This is a genomic window from Streptomyces sp. NPDC088350 (genome assembly GCF_044753545.1).
Taxonomy (GTDB): domain Bacteria; phylum Actinomycetota; class Actinomycetes; order Streptomycetales; family Streptomycetaceae; genus Streptomyces.
In genome coordinates, this window is sequence record NZ_JBIVNL010000006.1 from 76,457 (window position 1) to 91,634 (window position 15,178).

At 71.1% G+C, this 15,178-nt stretch carries 15 protein-coding genes; 12 read left to right on the top strand and 3 right to left on the bottom strand.

Annotated features, from left to right (window positions below; translation table 11 throughout):
• Positions 1-82: 82 nt before the first annotated feature.
• The 5 genes from ACIQBL_RS21710 to ACIQBL_RS21730 are packed head-to-tail and all read left to right on the top strand — an operon-like array spanning position 83 to position 4,415.
• The gene (locus ACIQBL_RS21710) at positions 83-802 is read left to right on the top strand and encodes an SDR family oxidoreductase (protein WP_401944144.1); all 720 of its coding nucleotides are present in this window, start codon (positions 83-85) and stop codon (positions 800-802) included.
• A 52-nt stretch (positions 803-854) separates the two neighbouring features.
• Positions 855-1,724, top strand: a complete 870-nt coding sequence (locus tag ACIQBL_RS21715; protein ID WP_401944146.1) for a DUF427 domain-containing protein — start codon at positions 855-857, stop codon at positions 1,722-1,724.
• Between the two features lie 52 nt (positions 1,725-1,776).
• Positions 1,777-3,498 (top strand): MOSC domain-containing protein, encoded by a 1,722-nt coding sequence (locus ACIQBL_RS21720; RefSeq protein ID WP_401944148.1) that lies wholly within the window; start codon positions 1,777-1,779, stop codon positions 3,496-3,498.
• A gap of 57 nt (positions 3,499-3,555) precedes the next feature.
• Complete coding sequence (gcvH, locus tag ACIQBL_RS21725; protein ID WP_401944150.1) at positions 3,556-3,954, top strand: glycine cleavage system protein GcvH; 399 nt, start codon at positions 3,556-3,558, stop codon at positions 3,952-3,954.
• Positions 3,954-4,415 (top strand): VOC family protein, encoded by a 462-nt coding sequence (locus ACIQBL_RS21730; protein ID WP_401944152.1) that lies wholly within the window; start codon positions 3,954-3,956, stop codon positions 4,413-4,415. Before gcvH ends, ACIQBL_RS21730 begins: the two co-directional genes overlap by 1 nt.
• Before the next feature lie 163 nt (positions 4,416-4,578).
• Here ACIQBL_RS21730 and ACIQBL_RS21735 read toward each other — a convergent pair whose 3' ends face one another.
• Positions 4,579-5,232, bottom strand: a complete 654-nt coding sequence (locus ACIQBL_RS21735; protein ID WP_401944154.1) for an FMN-dependent NADH-azoreductase — start codon at positions 5,230-5,232, stop codon at positions 4,579-4,581.
• A gap of 147 nt (positions 5,233-5,379) precedes the next feature.
• On the opposite strand from ACIQBL_RS21735, the gene ACIQBL_RS21740 reads away from it, so the two are divergent.
• From ACIQBL_RS21740 to ACIQBL_RS21755, 4 genes are all read left to right on the top strand, one after another.
• Entirely contained in the window at positions 5,380-5,742 is a 363-nt protein-coding gene (locus tag ACIQBL_RS21740) for a winged helix-turn-helix transcriptional regulator (protein ID WP_401944156.1), read from the top strand.
• Between the two features lie 132 nt (positions 5,743-5,874).
• Complete coding sequence (locus tag ACIQBL_RS21745) at positions 5,875-7,284, top strand: DUF2252 domain-containing protein (protein ID WP_401944158.1); 1,410 nt, start codon at positions 5,875-5,877, stop codon at positions 7,282-7,284.
• A gap of 450 nt (positions 7,285-7,734) precedes the next feature.
• Entirely contained in the window at positions 7,735-8,688 is a 954-nt protein-coding gene (locus tag ACIQBL_RS21750) for a J domain-containing protein (RefSeq protein WP_401944160.1), read from the top strand.
• A 14-nt stretch (positions 8,689-8,702) separates the two neighbouring features.
• Positions 8,703-9,032 (top strand): rhodanese-like domain-containing protein, encoded by a 330-nt coding sequence (locus ACIQBL_RS21755; protein WP_401945056.1) that lies wholly within the window; start codon positions 8,703-8,705, stop codon positions 9,030-9,032.
• 49 nt (positions 9,033-9,081) lie between these two features.
• Here the strand turns inward: ACIQBL_RS21755 and ACIQBL_RS21760 are convergent, their stop codons facing one another.
• On the bottom strand, positions 9,082-10,215 hold the full coding sequence (locus ACIQBL_RS21760; protein WP_401944162.1) for an acyl-CoA dehydrogenase family protein: 1,134 nt from the start codon (positions 10,213-10,215) through the stop codon (positions 9,082-9,084).
• Between the two features lie 314 nt (positions 10,216-10,529).
• Here ACIQBL_RS21760 and ACIQBL_RS21765 point away from each other — a divergent pair, with 314 nt between their 5' ends.
• From ACIQBL_RS21765 to ACIQBL_RS21775, 3 genes are read left to right on the top strand one after another with little or no spacing between them, the layout of a single operon-like run.
• Positions 10,530-11,333, top strand: a complete 804-nt coding sequence (locus tag ACIQBL_RS21765; protein ID WP_401944164.1) for a DUF5819 family protein — start codon at positions 10,530-10,532, stop codon at positions 11,331-11,333.
• Positions 11,330-12,553 (top strand): HTTM domain-containing protein, encoded by a 1,224-nt coding sequence (locus ACIQBL_RS21770; RefSeq protein WP_401944166.1) that lies wholly within the window; start codon positions 11,330-11,332, stop codon positions 12,551-12,553. Before ACIQBL_RS21765 ends, ACIQBL_RS21770 begins: the two co-directional genes overlap by 4 nt.
• Positions 12,550-13,296 (top strand): TrmH family RNA methyltransferase, encoded by a 747-nt coding sequence (locus tag ACIQBL_RS21775; RefSeq protein ID WP_401944168.1) that lies wholly within the window; start codon positions 12,550-12,552, stop codon positions 13,294-13,296. Before ACIQBL_RS21770 ends, ACIQBL_RS21775 begins: the two co-directional genes overlap by 4 nt.
• Positions 13,297-13,364: 68 nt before the next feature.
• On the opposite strand, the gene paaN is transcribed toward ACIQBL_RS21775, so the two are convergent.
• On the bottom strand, positions 13,365-15,056 hold the full coding sequence (gene paaN / locus ACIQBL_RS21780) for a phenylacetic acid degradation protein PaaN (protein ID WP_401944170.1): 1,692 nt from the start codon (positions 15,054-15,056) through the stop codon (positions 13,365-13,367).
• Positions 15,057-15,178: the final 122 nt, after the last annotated feature.

The window sequence follows — 15,178 nt, forward strand, 5'->3', positions numbered from 1 at the left end:
TGGGGCGGCGGCCACTTCCTGCCCGAAACCATCTCGACGCCGCGGCGGGCCGCGTCGACCGATTCCTCGAAAAGGTGCTGACATGACCGGACCCCTGAAGAACGAGACCGTGCTCGTCGTCGGACGTGGTGGCGGGATCGCGCGCGCTGTCGCCTTCGCAGCCCGGGACGCGGGAGCCCGGGTCATCGCCGCCGGCCGCGATCAGCACGCCCTCGCCGCCGTCTACGCCGGCGAACCCGGGATCAGCACCGAGACCGTCGACCTCACCGACGAAGCCGCCATCGCCGCCCTCGGTGAACGGCTCGGCACCGTTGACCACGTCGTGTCGACCGCCTCGGCCCGTGCTCGTGGCCGCCTCGCCGACCTGGACCGGGACGCGGTCAGGCTCGCGTTCGACACCAAGGTGATCGGCCCGCTCATGCTGGCCAAGCACCTGGGACCCCGTATGAGCGAGACCGGGTCCTTCACCCTCTTCTCCGGCGTGGCTGCCACAAAGATCGTGGTCGGAACCATGGCCGTGGCCATCACCAACGGCGCCGCGGACACCCTGGCCCGCTCCCTCGCCCTGGAGTTGGCTCCGATCAGGGTCAACGCCATCTCCCCCGGGGTGATCGACACCGGCGCCTGGGACGCACTCGGCGAGCAGGGCAAGGCGGACTACTTCGCCGACATCAGTGCCCGTAACCCCGCACGGCGCATCGGCACCGCCAACGACATCGCGAACGGTGTCCTGTTCGCCATGACCAGCCCGTTCCTGACCGGCGTGACCCTCCACATCGACGGCGGTGAGCCGCTCACCTGATCTCGCACCTGTGCCGCCTCAACCCCCGGACCGAACCGAAAGGAACGAAACGATGGGACTTTCCTGGCAGCAAGGACCGCTCGCCCCGGGAGGGGTGGGTCGGTTCCTGGTCCCCGATCCGCTGCCCGAACGGATGCTGTTCGCCGAGCCGCTGCGCCGGCGGATGCGCGTCCGGTTCGGTGACACATGGATCGCCGACAGCGAGGACGTCGTACTGCTGCACGAACCCGGCCGCTACCCGGTGGCCTACTTCCCTCTCGGCGACATCGCCGCCGACGTCCTGCAGCCGAGCGAACACAGCACCAGCCACCGCGACCTCGGGCGGACGTCCTGGTACACCGTCCACGCCGGGACACAGAGCAAACAGCGCGCGGCCTGGCAGCACACCGACCTGGCCGACCACGCCGGCGAACTGAAGGGACGAGTCGCCTTCGCCTGGCGAGCGATGGACGCCTTCTACGAAGAGGACGAGCGGATCGTCGGACACGCCGCCGACAACTACCACCGCATCGACATCCGCAGGACCAGCCGCCACCTCGTCGTCCGCAGCGGCGACCAGGACATCGCCGACACCGTACGCCCCCTGGTCCTGTACGAGTCCGGGTTCGCACCCCGCTGGTACGTCCCGCGCGCCGATGTCGACGCCTCCGCGCTGGTACCCGTCGAAGGCCAGACGTTCTGCCCCTACAAAGGCCTGGCCAGCTACTACGACATCGCCGGCACCCACCGAGCGGCCTGGTCGTACGAGGACGCCTGGACCGAAGTCCGAAGCATCTCCGGGCTGGTGTCCTTCGAACCGGACCGGGTCGAGGTATGTCTCGACGGCGTCCGGCTGCGGCTGGAACCCGGCCAGACCGTGGTGTCGCACGGCGTCGACCGCAACCTCACGCTCGAAGAAGTGAACCCCCTCAGCCAGCCCTGACCGGTACGGGACCGCCCGCGAGAAAGGCCATCGCCATGGAGAGGAGCAACCGATGCCATCTCTGGTCTCGGTGAATGTCGGCATGCCGAAGGACGTTCCCTGGCAGGGCGGGACCGTGCACACCGGTGTGTGGAAGTACCCGGTGCAGGGCCCGGCGATGGTCCGGCGGCTCAACATCGACGGCGACGGCCAGGGCGACACCGCGGGCCACGGCGGCGAGCAGCGGGCCGTACTCGTCTACCAGATCCAGTCGTACCGGCACTGGCAGCGGCACTTCGGCCGCGACGACCTCGGCTACGGCCAGTTCGGCGAGAACCTCACCGTCGACGGCCTGTCCGACGACGATGTCTGCATCGGCGACCGGTACCGCATCGGCGAGGCCGAGTTCGAGGTCACCCAGCCACGCGTCACCTGCTACCGCGTCGGCCTGCGCTTCGGCGAACCCGAGCTGCCCGCCCTGCTGGTCAGCCACGGCCGTCCCGGCTTCTACATGCGGGTCATTCGCGAGGGGCTCATCCAGGCCGGCGACCGGATCGTCCGGACCGCGACCGGACCCGGCGCCCTGAGCGTGGCCGACACCGACGCGCTGCTCTACCTGCCCGACCGTGACCCTGCCAAGCTCCGCCTCGCCCTGGACGTGCCCGCGCTGAGCCCCGGCTGGCAAGGGTCGTTCCGCGAACTGCTCGCCGACAGTACGCAACCCGCCGACCGCCCGGCGTGGGCCGGTTTCCGTCCGCTGCGGGTGACGGACGTGGTCCCCGAGAGCACGACGGTCACCTCGATCCGCCTGACCGCCCCGGACGGCACCCCGCTCCCGGCCGCCCGCGCCGGCCAGTACCTGACCCTGCGCGTCCCCGCCACGGCCGGCCCCGCCCCCGTGCGCAGCTACTCCCTGTCCGCCGCACCCGACACCGGCACCTACCGGATCAGCGTCAAACACGAACCCCACGGCACCGCGAGCGGCTACCTGACCACGCGGCTACGGCCCGGCGCCGTCCTCCAAGTCGCCGCGCCCCGGGGCGACTTCGTGTACGCCGAGGGCAGCGGACCGGTCCTCCTCGTCTCCGCCGGTATCGGCCTCACGCCGGTGCTGTCCATGCTGCACGAGCTGGCCGCGCAGGGCAGCAAGCGTGAGGTCTGGTGGATCCACGGTGCCCGCGGTCCCCGGGAACACCCCCTCGCCGCCGAGGCACACGACCTGCTCACCTCACTGCCGAACGCGCACGAGCACGTGTTCTACAGCGCGGCCACACCCGAGGAACGGCAGCGCGCCCACGCCACCCCAGGGCGTCTCACGAAGGACAGGCTCATCGCGCTGTCCCTCCCGGCCGACGCGACCGCCTACCTTTGCGGCCCCGCCTCCTTCATGGCCGACATGCGGGAGGCCCTCTCCCAGACCGGCGTCGACCCGGCGCACATCCACACCGAGTTGTTCGGCGCCCTGGGCGCCATCAACCCCGGCCTCACAGACCATCCCGCCCGAGCACCTCACCAGCCCCCGGGCCCACCCGGAACCGGCCCCCTGGTGACCTTCGCCCGCAGCGGCATCGCCGTACCGTTCGCCGACAGCAACGGCAGCCTGCTCGAACTCGCCGACGCCTGCGACGTACCCACCCGCTGGAGCTGCCGCACCGGCGTCTGCCACACCTGCACGACGCCACTCCTGTCCGGCGACATCACCTACTCCCCGGCCCCACTGGATCCCCCGCCCGACGGCGAGGTCCTCATCTGCTGCGCCCGTCCGGGCAGCACCGACATCGTCCTGGACATGTAGCGGGCTGTGGCCGAGCCCCCGTGGGACATCGCATGACCATCAGCAAGCGGAGGAACAATGCCCGGCATTCCAAGTGACCTGCGATACAGCCAGGACCACCTCTGGGTCCGCCTGGACCCGGCCACCCGTGTGGCCCGCGTGGGAGTCACCGACTTCGCCCAGCAGGCTCTCGGCGACGTGATCGACGTGACTCTGCCCAGGCCCGGCGAAGCCGTGCAGGCAGGGCAAGCCTGCGGCGACGTCGAGTCGGTCAAGAGCGTCAGCGATCTGATCGCTCCCGTCACCGGCACGGTCAGCGCCAGCAATGACGACCTCGGCCGCACACCCGAACTCGTCAACACCGACCCCTACGGCCGGGCGTGGATGTTCGAGACCGAGATCGACCCTTCGATGGTGGACGAACACATCGCGGTCCTGATGGACGCCTCCGCCTACCGCGGCCTGGTGGGTGCCTGATGGACTACAAACTCGAAGTCGTCACCCTGTCCGTGAGCGACGTCGACCAGGCCTCGGAGTTCTACACGCGGAAGGCAGGCTTCGTCCTCGACGTCGACTACCACCCGGTCGACGACTTCCGCGTGGTACAGCTGACACCGCCGGGCTCGGCCTGCTCGGTTCAGATCGGTATCGGGCTCACCGACACGCCACCCGGATCAGCGCGCGCCATCTACCTGGCCGTCACCGACATCCAAGCCGCCCACCGCGAACTCACCGAACGCGGCGTCAAGGTCGGCGGTATCCGGCACAAGTCACCGGTCGACACCTGGCAAGGCGAGTGGGCGCCGGGGCCCGACCCCGAACGGCGTGACTACGCCAGCCTCGCCGACTTCGCCGACCCCGACGGCAACGCCTGGATGCTCCAGGAAATCGGCTACCGACGCCCGGAAGACGCTGCCGACGCCCAGCCTCTGCCCTGATCCCAGCCGAGAGTGATCAACCCACGGTGCAAACTCCACTCGCCCTCGTGGGCCATGTTGTCGCAGGTTCACTCAGGCGGGGTGTCATGCCGGAAATGGACAGGATCCCAGCAGGCCTGGCACTCTCCCCGGGGATTGGCTGCACCACGGGTCCGGGCCTGCCTCAGGCGGCGAGGCGTTCCGCCAGTTCCTTGGCCTTGGTGGCCGCGTCGTCGAGGGCGCGCTCGCGGGACGCCTCGTAGAGGGGGACCAGGTCGGCCATCGCCGGGTTCTGCGGGGCCATGGTCAGCTCCGGGACGATGAACTCGAGGTCCACGGCGAGGGTGTCGGCGAGGACCGCGCGGAGATAGTTCTGCACGTACTCGAAGCCCTCGCGCGGGGTACCGGGTCCGTAGGCGCCGCCGCGGCTGGCGATCACGGTGACCGGGGTGCCCTTGATCTTCGAGTCCTCGGTGCCGGCGGTGCGGCCCATGAGGATCACGTTGTCCAGCCAGGCCTTCAGGGTCGACGGGATCGAGAAGTTGTACATCGGGGCGCCGATCAGCACCGCGTCCGCCTGCTCCAGCTCCTCGATGAGCTTCACGCGCTCGGCGAACACGGCCGCCTGCGCGGGGGTGTGCGTGGCCGGGTCGGCGAAACCGGCGGTGTGGGCGTCGGCGGTGATGTGCGGGACGGGGTTCGCGGAGAGGTCGCGGTGGATCACCGTGCCCTCCGGGTGCTGTTCCTCCCAGGATGTGCGGAAGGCGTCGGTCACGGCGCGGGAGGCGGAGGCGCCGGTGGGGAACACGGACGAGTCGATGTGCAGGAGCGTGGCCATGGGGGTCTCCAAGAGGGGACGAGCGCGAGCTGGGCGCGGCAAGGTCGCCACGCCCGGATTAGTAGCTGAACTTTCGTACTCAACTATGAATAACACAGGTGCTTACTTTTTTTCATCCCTATACGGGAGGGCAGTATCCTGAAGCACATGACGGTCGAGCAGGATCACGGCGCGGAGACGTGCGGGCAGGTCGACAAGGGCATCAGCCGTGTCTTCCAGCTGTTCGGAAAGCGCTGGACCGGGCCGATCGTGGCCGTCCTGATGGGACAGCCCCTGCACTTCTCCGACCTGCGCCGGGCGATCCCGGGCATCAGCGAACGCATGCTCTCCGACCGGCTCACGGAACTCGGCGCCGCCGGGCTGCTCGTCCGCGAGGTCGACGAGGGGCCCCCGCTGCGGGTCTCCTACCGGCTCACGGACGCGGGCAAGGCCCTGGCCCCGGCGCTTCGCGAACTCGGCGACTGGGCCAAGGTGCATCTGCCCGAGGGGTGGCAGTCGGGCGGCTGTTAGCCCGGCGGCGAACGTCACGGGCTTTCCACAGGCGCGGAGTTGTCCACAGGGCCTGACGCGTTTTCGCCACCGCCTGTACCGTCGTCGCGAGTTGATGTTCGCGCGTGCGGGTGTACGGGGGAGGCGGTCGGTATGACCGAGGTCGGTATCGGTGTGGGGCGCAGGCTGCCCGGAGTGCGGGGCTTCGCCACGTGGCCCGTGGAGGGGTCGCCCAAGGAAGAGGGGAAGGCGCTGCGGGAGAGCGTCCCGCGCGGCGCACACGCCGCGTTCGACCCGGACGGCTCCCGCCCCGACGCGGTGACCGCGGTCGAGGAGTCCGGCCGCGGCCGTATCCCCGGGCTCACCCCGATACGGGTGGGCAGGATGGCGGCCACCCCCTTCGCGTTCCTGCGCGGTTCGGCCGGCCTCATGGCCTACGACCTGGCCCGCACCCCCATGACCCGGATCGGCGCCCAGATCTGCGGCGACGCCCACGCGGCCAACTTCGGCCTGTACGGGGACGCGCGCGGCGGTCTGGTCATCGACCTGAACGACTTCGACGAGACCGTGCACGGCCCCTGGGAGTGGGACCTCAAGCGGCTCGCCGCCTCGCTGGTGCTCGCGGGCCGGGAAGCCGGCGCCGACGAGGACACCTGTCGTACGGCGGCGCACGGCGCGGTGGGCTCCTACCGTCGGACCATGCGGCTGCTGGCGAAACTCCCGGTGCTGGACGCGTGGAACGCCATCGCGGACGAGGAGTTGGTCTCCCACGCCGACGCCCGTGACCTGCTCGGCACACTGGAGCGGGTCTCCGAGAAGGCGCGGGGCAACACCAGCGGGCGGTTCGCGGCCCGGGCGACCGAGCTCGCGGAGGACGGCGGGCGCCGCTTCGTCGACGCCTCGCCGGTGCTGCGCCGGATCCCGGACGAGGAGGCCGCGGCGGTGGCGGCGTCACTGGAGGCGTATCTCGACACGCTCTCCGAGGACCGCCTCCCGCTGCTCGCCCGGCACACGGTGCACGACGTCGCCTTCCGTGTCGTCGGCACGGGCAGCGTGGGCACGCGGTCGTACGTCGTGCTGCTGCTGGACCATCGCGGCGAGCCGCTGGTCCTCCAGGTGAAGGAGGCCCGGCCCTCGGCGCTGGTGCCGCATCTGCTGAGCGCCGGGTTCGACGCGCCGTCCGTCGCGCACGAGGGGCGCCGGGTGGTGCTCGGGCAGAAGCGGATGCAGGTCGTCAGCGACATCCTGCTCGGCTGGACGACGGTCGACGGACTGCCGTTCCAGGTACGGCAGTTCCGCAACCGCAAGGGCAGCGTCGACCCGGCCGCCCTCGCCGCCGACCAGATCGACGACTACGGCCGTATGACCGGCGCCCTCCTGGCCCGCGCCCACGCCCACAGCGCCGACCCGCGCCTGGTCGCCGGCTACTGCGGCAGGAAGGACGAACTGGACGAGGCGATAGCGACGTTCGCCGTCGCCTACGCGGACCGGACCGAGGCGGACCACGCGGAGTTGGTGGGGGCGGTGCGGGCGGGGCGGATCGCGGCGGAGATGGGGGTGTAGGCGGCCGGTGTCGTCGGAGTCGTTTCTCCGGGGGTGTTCGGACAGGGGTTGCCGGTCCGGACAGGGGCTGCCGACGGGCGCCGGGTGGGGTCGTTCCGGCGGGGTCCGAGGGGGCCGAGGGAGCCGAGCGGTGCGGGGAGCTGGTGTTCCTGGTGTCTTGGTGCCTTAGCGCTCTTGGTGCACGCCGACGTCCGGTGCGGGCGCTGCGGCCCCTGCGGGGGCGAGGAGTTCGAGGCGCCGGTCGCGGTCCCGTTCGCACCCGGCTACGACGGATCGGGCTGTTGGATGACCATGCGCCCGCGGTGCGTCGGGGACGGCCTCTCCGGGGTGCGTGGATGTGGGGACGGGCGCTCGCCTCCGCTCCCCTCGCCGGTGAGGTCACCCGCCGTTCGGAAGGCCCCGCACAGGCGATGCCCCGTCGCCGGTCGGGCCGTGGCCTACGCTGGTCGGGTGACGACCCCGGAAGCTGAGCAGTCCCAGTCCGCGCCCGCCAGTGAACCGGCGCCGGAGCAGGCGGGCGCCGAGGTGCCGTCCGCCGGAGCGGAGGTGGGCGGTGGTGCCGTCGGTGACGGCGGCGAGCCTGCCGCGCCCCGGCCCGAGGAGCGGCTGGACCGGGCCGTACGGGCCGCCGAGCAGGCGTTGATCGAGTACGAGATCGCGGTGGACACCTTCCGCATCGAGGTCGAGAACTTCTCCCGGCTGCACCACCAGAAACTCGGCCCGATGTACACCCGGCTCGACGAGCTGGACGCCCGGATCGCCGAGGTCGTCGCCGCGCGCACCGGCGACCCCGAGGACATCCGCAGGGCGGACGAGGCCCGGGCCCGGGTGATGCCGATGCCCGCGGTCGAGGAGCTGTTCCACGGCTGGATGGACGGCGACGGCCTGTTCCCGGAGGCCGCCGCGATGCTCACGGACCAGCCGGTACGGCCCCCGCAGCGGGTGCGCCCCAGCGAGGAGGCCCGCAAGCTCTACCGCGAGCTGGCCCGCAAGGCCCACCCCGACCTGGCGCAGGACGAGGACGAGCGCAAGCGGCGCGAGGAGTTCATCACCCGGGTCAACGCCGCCTACAGCAGGGGCGACGCACCTCTGCTGCGTGAGCTGGCCGAGGAGTGGGCCGCGGGACCGGCCCCGGCGGAGCGCGGCCCGAGCCCCAGCGAGGAGCTGTACGCCCGCCTGGAATGGCTCGCCCACCGCAAGGAACTCCTCACCATCGTCGCCCGGGAACTGGAGGAGGGCGCCATCGGCTCCATGCTCCGGATCGCCCCGGACGACCCCGACCGTCTCCTCGACGAGATCGCCGAGCAGTTGCTCGCCCAGGTCGCCGAGCGGGAGGCCGAGCTGGCGGCCCTGCTCGGGCAGCCGGACGCGTCGGAAGGCACGTCGGGTAGCGTCGGGGCATGAGTTTCGGAGCTGGTGTGCCCACGGTCGAGGTCGGAGACCTCAAGGACGGCGACTTCCTGCTGGACGTGCGCGAGGACGACGAGTGGCAGGCGGGTCACGCCACGGGGGCGCTGCACATCCCCATCAGTGAATTCGTGGCCCGGTACGGAGAGTTGACCGAGGCGGCGCCGCAGGACGGCCGGGTCCACGTGATCTGCCGCTCCGGCGCGCGTTCGGCCCAGGTCACGATGTACCTGGCCCAGCAGGGCATCGACGCCGTGAACGTCGACGGCGGCATGCAGGTGTGGGCCGCCGCGGGCCGACCCGTCGTGACGGACGAGGGCCAGCCGGGCTTCGTGCTGTAGGCGTTGGAGGGCTCAGGGCTTCTTTTCGGGGCCCTGGTTTTGTGAGTGCCTAGCCCAGCGGATGGGCCGCCAGCAGATCCCCCAACGCCTCCTCGTGTGCCGCCGCCGGGCCGAGCGACAGCTCCAGGTGCTTGGCCCAGGCGTGGTACCGGTGCAGGGGATAGTCGGTGTCGGCGCCGAACCCGCCGTGCAGATGCTGCGCGGTCTGCACGATCCGTCGTACCCCCTCCGCCGCCCAGATCTTGGCCACCGCCAGGTCCGCGGCGGCGGGCAGCGCGCCCGGTGCGGCCGAGGCGATCCGCCACGCGGCCTGCCAGAGGGTGGCCTCCATCGCGCGCAGGTCGATGTAGCGGTCGGCGGCCTGCACGGCGACGGCCTGGAAGGTCGCCACGGGAAACCCGAACTGCTCGCGCTTGCCGGTGTATTCACTGGTCATGCGCAGGACGGCGGTGCCGAGCCCGAGGGACAGCGCGCAGGTGCCGGCGGTCAGCAGGTCGCGCAGCCACTCCCAGGCACCGTCGGCATCGATGACGTCGACCCTCGCGATCGGCACGGATTCCAGGCGCAGTTCGGCGAGCCGCTCGCCCGTGGTGGATATCTGCTCGGCGAGGACGACGCCTTCGCGGTCCGGGGCGACCAGCGCGAGGACGGTCCGGTCGGCGTCCGTGTGCGCCGGTACGACGACCAGGTCCGCGTTGTACGCCCACGGCACCGCGGTCTGCACCCCGTCCAGCACCCATCGGTCACCGTCCCGCCGTGCCGTCACGGCGAGTTCGGCCGGGTCGTGCCCGGTACGGCCGTGCGCGGCGACGGTCAGCACGAGGTCGCCGCGGCCCGCCCGGGTGAGCAGGGCGGACCTCAACTCCTCGCCGCCGTAGGCCTGTACGGTCGCCGCCGCCGCGCTGCTCTCCAGGAGCGGCACCCTGGCCAGCACCTTCGCGGACTCCCGCAGCACCAGGCACAGGGCTATGGCGTCCAGGCCCGCTCCGCCGTACGCCTCGTCGAGCAGCAGGCTCAGCAGGTCCGCCTCGGCGAGTCTGGCCCACAGCGCGCGGTCGAAGTCGTCGGCGACGGCGCCCGTGGTGTCCGCCGGGCTGGGCACGCCGTCCGGCGCGACATCGGCGAACACCCCCGCCGCAGCCTCGGCCGCCGCTTGCTGCTCCTCGCTGAAGGTGAAGTCCACGGTCACTTCCCTCTCGCACGACCTGATCCGGCAGAGATCTGACGGGGCGTCAAGATAGAACAGGTTCTAGAAGAAGGGAACGGTCGATCGGCCGCTCCCTGTCTGTTGATCGTCGGGTTCATTCGTTTCATGGTGATCTGCACCGAGGCGGGACGTCAACGGCTGTGGATAACCTGCGGACAGTCGTTGTGGACACCATGCGTGGCTGTGCGCCACGGGACTGTGCTCGGGGCCCGCGCCTGAGTACCGTTCCGTGCGACGCGGGGCGGCCGGAAGCCGGACGGGAATCGGACGGGAATCGGGAACGGGGAGGAATGGACGCGAACGACGGACGCTCGAACGCCCCCGAGGAGGAGCCGCAGGTGCCTGCCGCCCCCGAGGGACCGCACGTGCCCGCCCAGCAGCCACCGCACCCGCCTCCCCCCGAGCCCGAGGCACCGCCCCAGCCGCCCCACGGTCTCGCGGACGCCCGTGTCGGAGTCGCCGCGCTGTCCCTGCGCTATCAGGTCGTTGCCGCGCTGGCGGTCGCGGTCGTCGCGGTGGCCGCGCTCGTGCATCTCGGGATGGTGTTCCTGCATGTCGCGCCGTCGAACACGGTGACGAAGCAGCACGGCAAGGCGATCGACGAGTGGATCTACCCGGAGTTCGAGCAGAACTGGAAGCTGTTCGCGCCGAACCCCTTGCAGCAGAACATCGAGGTCCAGGTGCGCGCCGATGTCCGTACCGCGGCCGGCTCGACCCGTACGACCGGCTGGTACGACCTGTCGGCCGAGGACGGCGCGGCCATCGACGGCAACCTGCTGCCGAGCCACACCGAGCAGAACGAACTGCGCCGCGCCTGGGACTTCCTCACCGCCACGCACGACGCCGACAACCACCCGGTGGGCCTGCGCGGCACGCTCGCGGAGACGTATCTGCGGCGCATCGTCGTGCTGCGCCTCGGCCGGGACGACGCGGCCGGGCCGGGCGGCGTCGTCCAGCGTGTCCAGGTCCGCTCCCGCACCACCAACGTGCCCCCGCCCGAGTGGAGTGACGAGCAGGTGTCGACCACCCCCCAGTACCGCCTGCTGCCCTGGTGGCCGGTCCCGGCCGACGAGGCCGCGGGAGGCGTCCGGTGAACGGTTTCGCCCTGTCCGTGTCGCGCGGCATAGCCCGCGCCACCGAGTCGGCCTTCGGCCCCTACCAGAGCGCCGTCATCCGGATCGGCTTCGCCGCGACCTGGCTGCTGTTCCTGCTCCGCGAACTGCCCCACCGCCAGGAGCTGTACGGCCCCGACGGGCCGTGGAGCTGGGACCTGGCCCGGCAGCTGATCGCGGACAACGGCGCGTTCACGGCCCTGATGTGGTCGGACGGGCAGTTCTGGTTCGAGACGGTGTACGCGCTGGCCGTAGTGGCGAGCGTCCTGCTCCTGCTGGGCTGGCGCACCCGCACGATGTCCGTGCTGTTCATGGTCGGCGTGCTCTCGCTGCAGAACCGCAGCGTCTTCATGGGCGACGGCGGCGACAACGTCCTGCACCTGATGTCCCTGTACCTGGTGTTCACCCGCTGCGGTCAGGTCTGGTCCCTCGACGCACGCCGGGCCGCGCGCACGCGGGAGGCACGCGCGCGTGGGGAGCGGATTCCCGACCGGGTCGGGCCCGTCCTGTGGGTGGTCCTCGGTGCGGCGCTGGTCGCGGTGACCGCGGCCGGCCGGTTCGACAGCGACTGGTTCGTGCCCGCGCTCCTGTGGGCCGTCTGGCTGGCGCAGGCCCTGTGGTGGGTGGTCGGGCGCCACGCGAAGTCGTACGAGCCCCGGGTGCTGCTCGACGTCGTCGCGAACGTGATCCACAACGGCGCCCTGTTCGTGATCGCGAGCGAGGCCTGTCTGATCTACGCGACGGCCGGCTGGTACAAGATCCAGGGTTCCCGCTGGCAGGACGGCACCGCCGTCTACTACCCGCTCCACCTCGACTACTTCTCGCCCTGGCCCGCCCTCGCGAACGTCCTGGCCGGCAACGGCACGATGGTCATGCTCGTGACCTACGGGACCGTGATCGTGCAGGTCGCCTTCCCGTTCACGCTCTTCAACCGGCGCGTCAAGAACGTCCTGCTGGCCGCGATGATGACCGAGCACGCCGTGATCGCCGTGCTCCTGGGGCTGCCGTTCTTCTCCCTGGCCATGATCGCGACGGACTCCGTCTTCCTGCCGACGTCGTTCCTGCGGCGACTCGGCGGATGGGCGGCACGCGCGCGTGGACGGTTGTTCGCGCGGGGCGGCCCTACGGTGCCGGACGGGGATCCGGGGGAGCCGCGCGCCCCGGAGAACCCCGAGCCCAGCCACGTAGGCTTCACGGCATGACCGACCCCGCCGCAGCCGCCTGGCACCGGCTCGCCGACACCTCCGTGCTGCTCGACGGCTTCCACGCCCTCAAGCACGCGCTGCGCTTCGGGGCCGAGGTCCCGCTGGCGGTCACCACGGACCGGGGGGCGGCCCTCGCCCTCGCCGCCGACCTCGCCCCGGACGTACGGGACACCCTGGACGCGCTGCTGACGGAGGTCCCGGAGGACACGTACCGCTCCTTCGTGCCGCGCCCCCACCCGACAGGCGTGGCCGCCCTGGCCGTACGCCCCGCGCGCGAGGCCAACCTCCAGAAGCTCGCGCACACCCCCCGCACCACACCCGTCGTGGTCCTCGACAACCCGCGCAACCTGGGCAACGCGGGAGCCGTGATCCGCCTCGCCGCCGGTTTCGGCGCGACCGGCGTGGTCACCACCGGCACGCTCGACCCCTGGCACCCCACGGTCGTGCGCGCCGGGGCGGGCCTGCACTACGCGACAGCCGTGGAGCGCCTGACCGTAGAAGAACTCCCTCCCGGCCCGTTGTTCGCCCTCGACCCGGAGGGCGACGACATCCGGGCGCTGAAACTCCCGGACGACGCCGTCCTCGCCTTCGGCTCCGAACGCAGCGGACTGTCCACCGAACTCCGCGCCCGCACCGACCACTTGGTGTCCCTGCCGATGCGCCCCCAGGTCTCCAGCTACAACCTGGCGACCAGTGTGGCGATGACTCTCTATCACTGGAGCACTACAGCGCCCCGTTAGGGGCGCGGGGAACTGCGCGACAAGCCACGATGGACCTTTGGCCGCATAACAGCCGCACCCTCGAGCTCTTAGGCGTCCCGACGAACCTCAACAACCCGGAACCGATTCGCGACAAACGCCCCATCACACAGCGCAGCGTTGGCCGCAGGGTTGCCCCCAGACCCGTGGAAGTCCGAGAACGCGGCCGTCTGATTGACGAACACCCCACCCGTCAGATTCAGCGACAACTGGGCCGCCTCCTCCAGACAGACCTCCTCGACGGCCTTCTCGACCTCGTCGTCCGTGGTGTACGCCCCAACAGTCATCGCCCCCTTCTCCCGCACCGTCCGCCGCAACAACTCCACCGCGTCCCCGACGGAGTCGACCGCGACGGCGAAGGAGACCGGCCCGAAGCACTCGCTCATGTAGGCGGCCTCGTCGTCCGGCTTGGCACCGTCCAGCTTCACGATCACCGGGGTCCGGACGACCGCGTCCGGGAACTCCGGGTTGGTGATCTCCCGTGAGGCGAGGGCGACTTCACCGAGCCCGGCGGCTGCCTCCAGGCGTGCCTTCACGTCCGGGTTGACGAGCGCGCCGAGCAGACCGTTCGCGCGCGCGTCGTCGCCGAGGAGACCGTCCACGGACCGCGCGAGGTCGGCGACCACCTCGTCGAAGGACTTGGGGCCCTGGTCGGTGGTGATGCCGTCGCGGGGGATCAGCAGGTTCTGCGGGGTGGTGCACATCTGGCCGCTGTAGAGGGACAGGGAGAACGCCAGGTTGGACAGCATCCCCTTGTAATCGTCGGTGGACTCCACGACGACCGTGTTGACGCCGGCCTTCTCCGTGTAGACCTGCGCCTGGCGGGCGTTGGCCTCCAGCCAGTCGCCGAAGCCCGTCGAGCCCGTGTAGTCGATGATCCGGATCTCGGGGCGGGTGGCGAGCGTCTTGGCGATGCCCTCGCCGGGACGCTCGGCGGCCAGCGCCACCAGGTTCGGGTCGAAGCCCGCCTCGGTGAGGACCTCGCGCGCGATCCGCACGGTGAGCGCGAGCGGCAGCACCGCGCGCGGGTGGGGCTTCACCAGGACCGCGTTGCCGGTGGCCAGGGAGGCGAACAGGCCCGGATAGCCGTTCCACGTCGGGAAGGTGTTGCAGCCGATGACCAGGGCGGTCCCGCGCGGTACCGGCGTGAACTCCTTGTTCATCACGAGCGGGTCGCGCTTGCCCTGGGGCTTGGTCCACTCCGCGACGGAGGGCGTGCGGACCTGCTCGGCGTACGCGTACGCCACCGCCTCCAGGCCGCGGTCCTGGGCGTGCGGGCCGCCCGCCTGGAACGCCATCATGAAGGCCTGGCCGCTGGTGTGCATGACCGCGTGCGCGAACTCGTGCGTCCGGTCGCTGATCCGCTTGAGGATCTCGATACAGACCACGGCACGCGTCTCGGCGCCCGCGTCGCGCCACGCCCGCTGCCCGGCGCGCATGGCCGGCAGCAGGACGTCGAGGTCCGCGTGCGGGTACGTCACCCCCAACTCGACGCCGTACGGCGAGACTTCGCCGCCCACCCAGTCGTCCGTGCCGGGCTGGCCGAGGTCGAGGCGGGTGCCCAGGAGGGCGTCGAAGGCCGCCTTGCCCGCCGCCGCGTCCAGGCTGCCGTGCTCGCCGTAGGCCTTCGGGTGTTCGGGGTGCGGGGACCAGTACGCGCGCGTGTGGATGGCTTCCAGCGCTTGGTCGAGTGTGGGCCGGTGCCGGGCGATCAGTTCGTGCGCGGTCGGTTCGGCGGCCATGCGGGACCAACTCCTCATCTCAAGAACTCGTCTGCGAGCTCATGACCTGGGCAGGAACAGGGAAGGGATCAGGGGCGGAAACAGGCGGTCAGAGTTAGAGTAACCGAACGATCGGTCGGGAC

Bases quoted from the DNA above. Each gene is read 5' to 3' on its own strand.
- ACIQBL_RS21710 (WP_401944144.1), top strand. From the start codon at position 83: ATGACCGGACCCCTGAAGAACGAGACCGTGCTCGTCGTCGGACGTGGT.
- ACIQBL_RS21715 (WP_401944146.1), top strand. From the start codon at position 855: ATGGGACTTTCCTGGCAGCAAGGACCGCTCGCCCCGGGAGGGGTGGGT.
- ACIQBL_RS21720 (WP_401944148.1), top strand. From the start codon at position 1,777: ATGCCATCTCTGGTCTCGGTGAATGTCGGCATGCCGAAGGACGTTCCC.
- gcvH (WP_401944150.1), top strand. From the start codon at position 3,556: ATGCCCGGCATTCCAAGTGACCTGCGATACAGCCAGGACCACCTCTGG.
- ACIQBL_RS21730 (WP_401944152.1), top strand. From the start codon at position 3,954: ATGGACTACAAACTCGAAGTCGTCACCCTGTCCGTGAGCGACGTCGAC.
- ACIQBL_RS21735 (WP_401944154.1), bottom strand. From the start codon at position 5,232: ATGGCCACGCTCCTGCACATCGACTCGTCCGTGTTCCCCACCGGCGCC.
- ACIQBL_RS21740 (WP_401944156.1), top strand. From the start codon at position 5,380: ATGACGGTCGAGCAGGATCACGGCGCGGAGACGTGCGGGCAGGTCGAC.
- ACIQBL_RS21745 (WP_401944158.1), top strand. From the start codon at position 5,875: ATGACCGAGGTCGGTATCGGTGTGGGGCGCAGGCTGCCCGGAGTGCGG.
- ACIQBL_RS21765 (WP_401944164.1), top strand. From the start codon at position 10,530: ATGGACGCGAACGACGGACGCTCGAACGCCCCCGAGGAGGAGCCGCAG.
- ACIQBL_RS21775 (WP_401944168.1), top strand. From the start codon at position 12,550: ATGACCGACCCCGCCGCAGCCGCCTGGCACCGGCTCGCCGACACCTCC.
- paaN (WP_401944170.1), bottom strand. From the start codon at position 15,056: ATGGCCGCCGAACCGACCGCGCACGAACTGATCGCCCGGCACCGGCCC.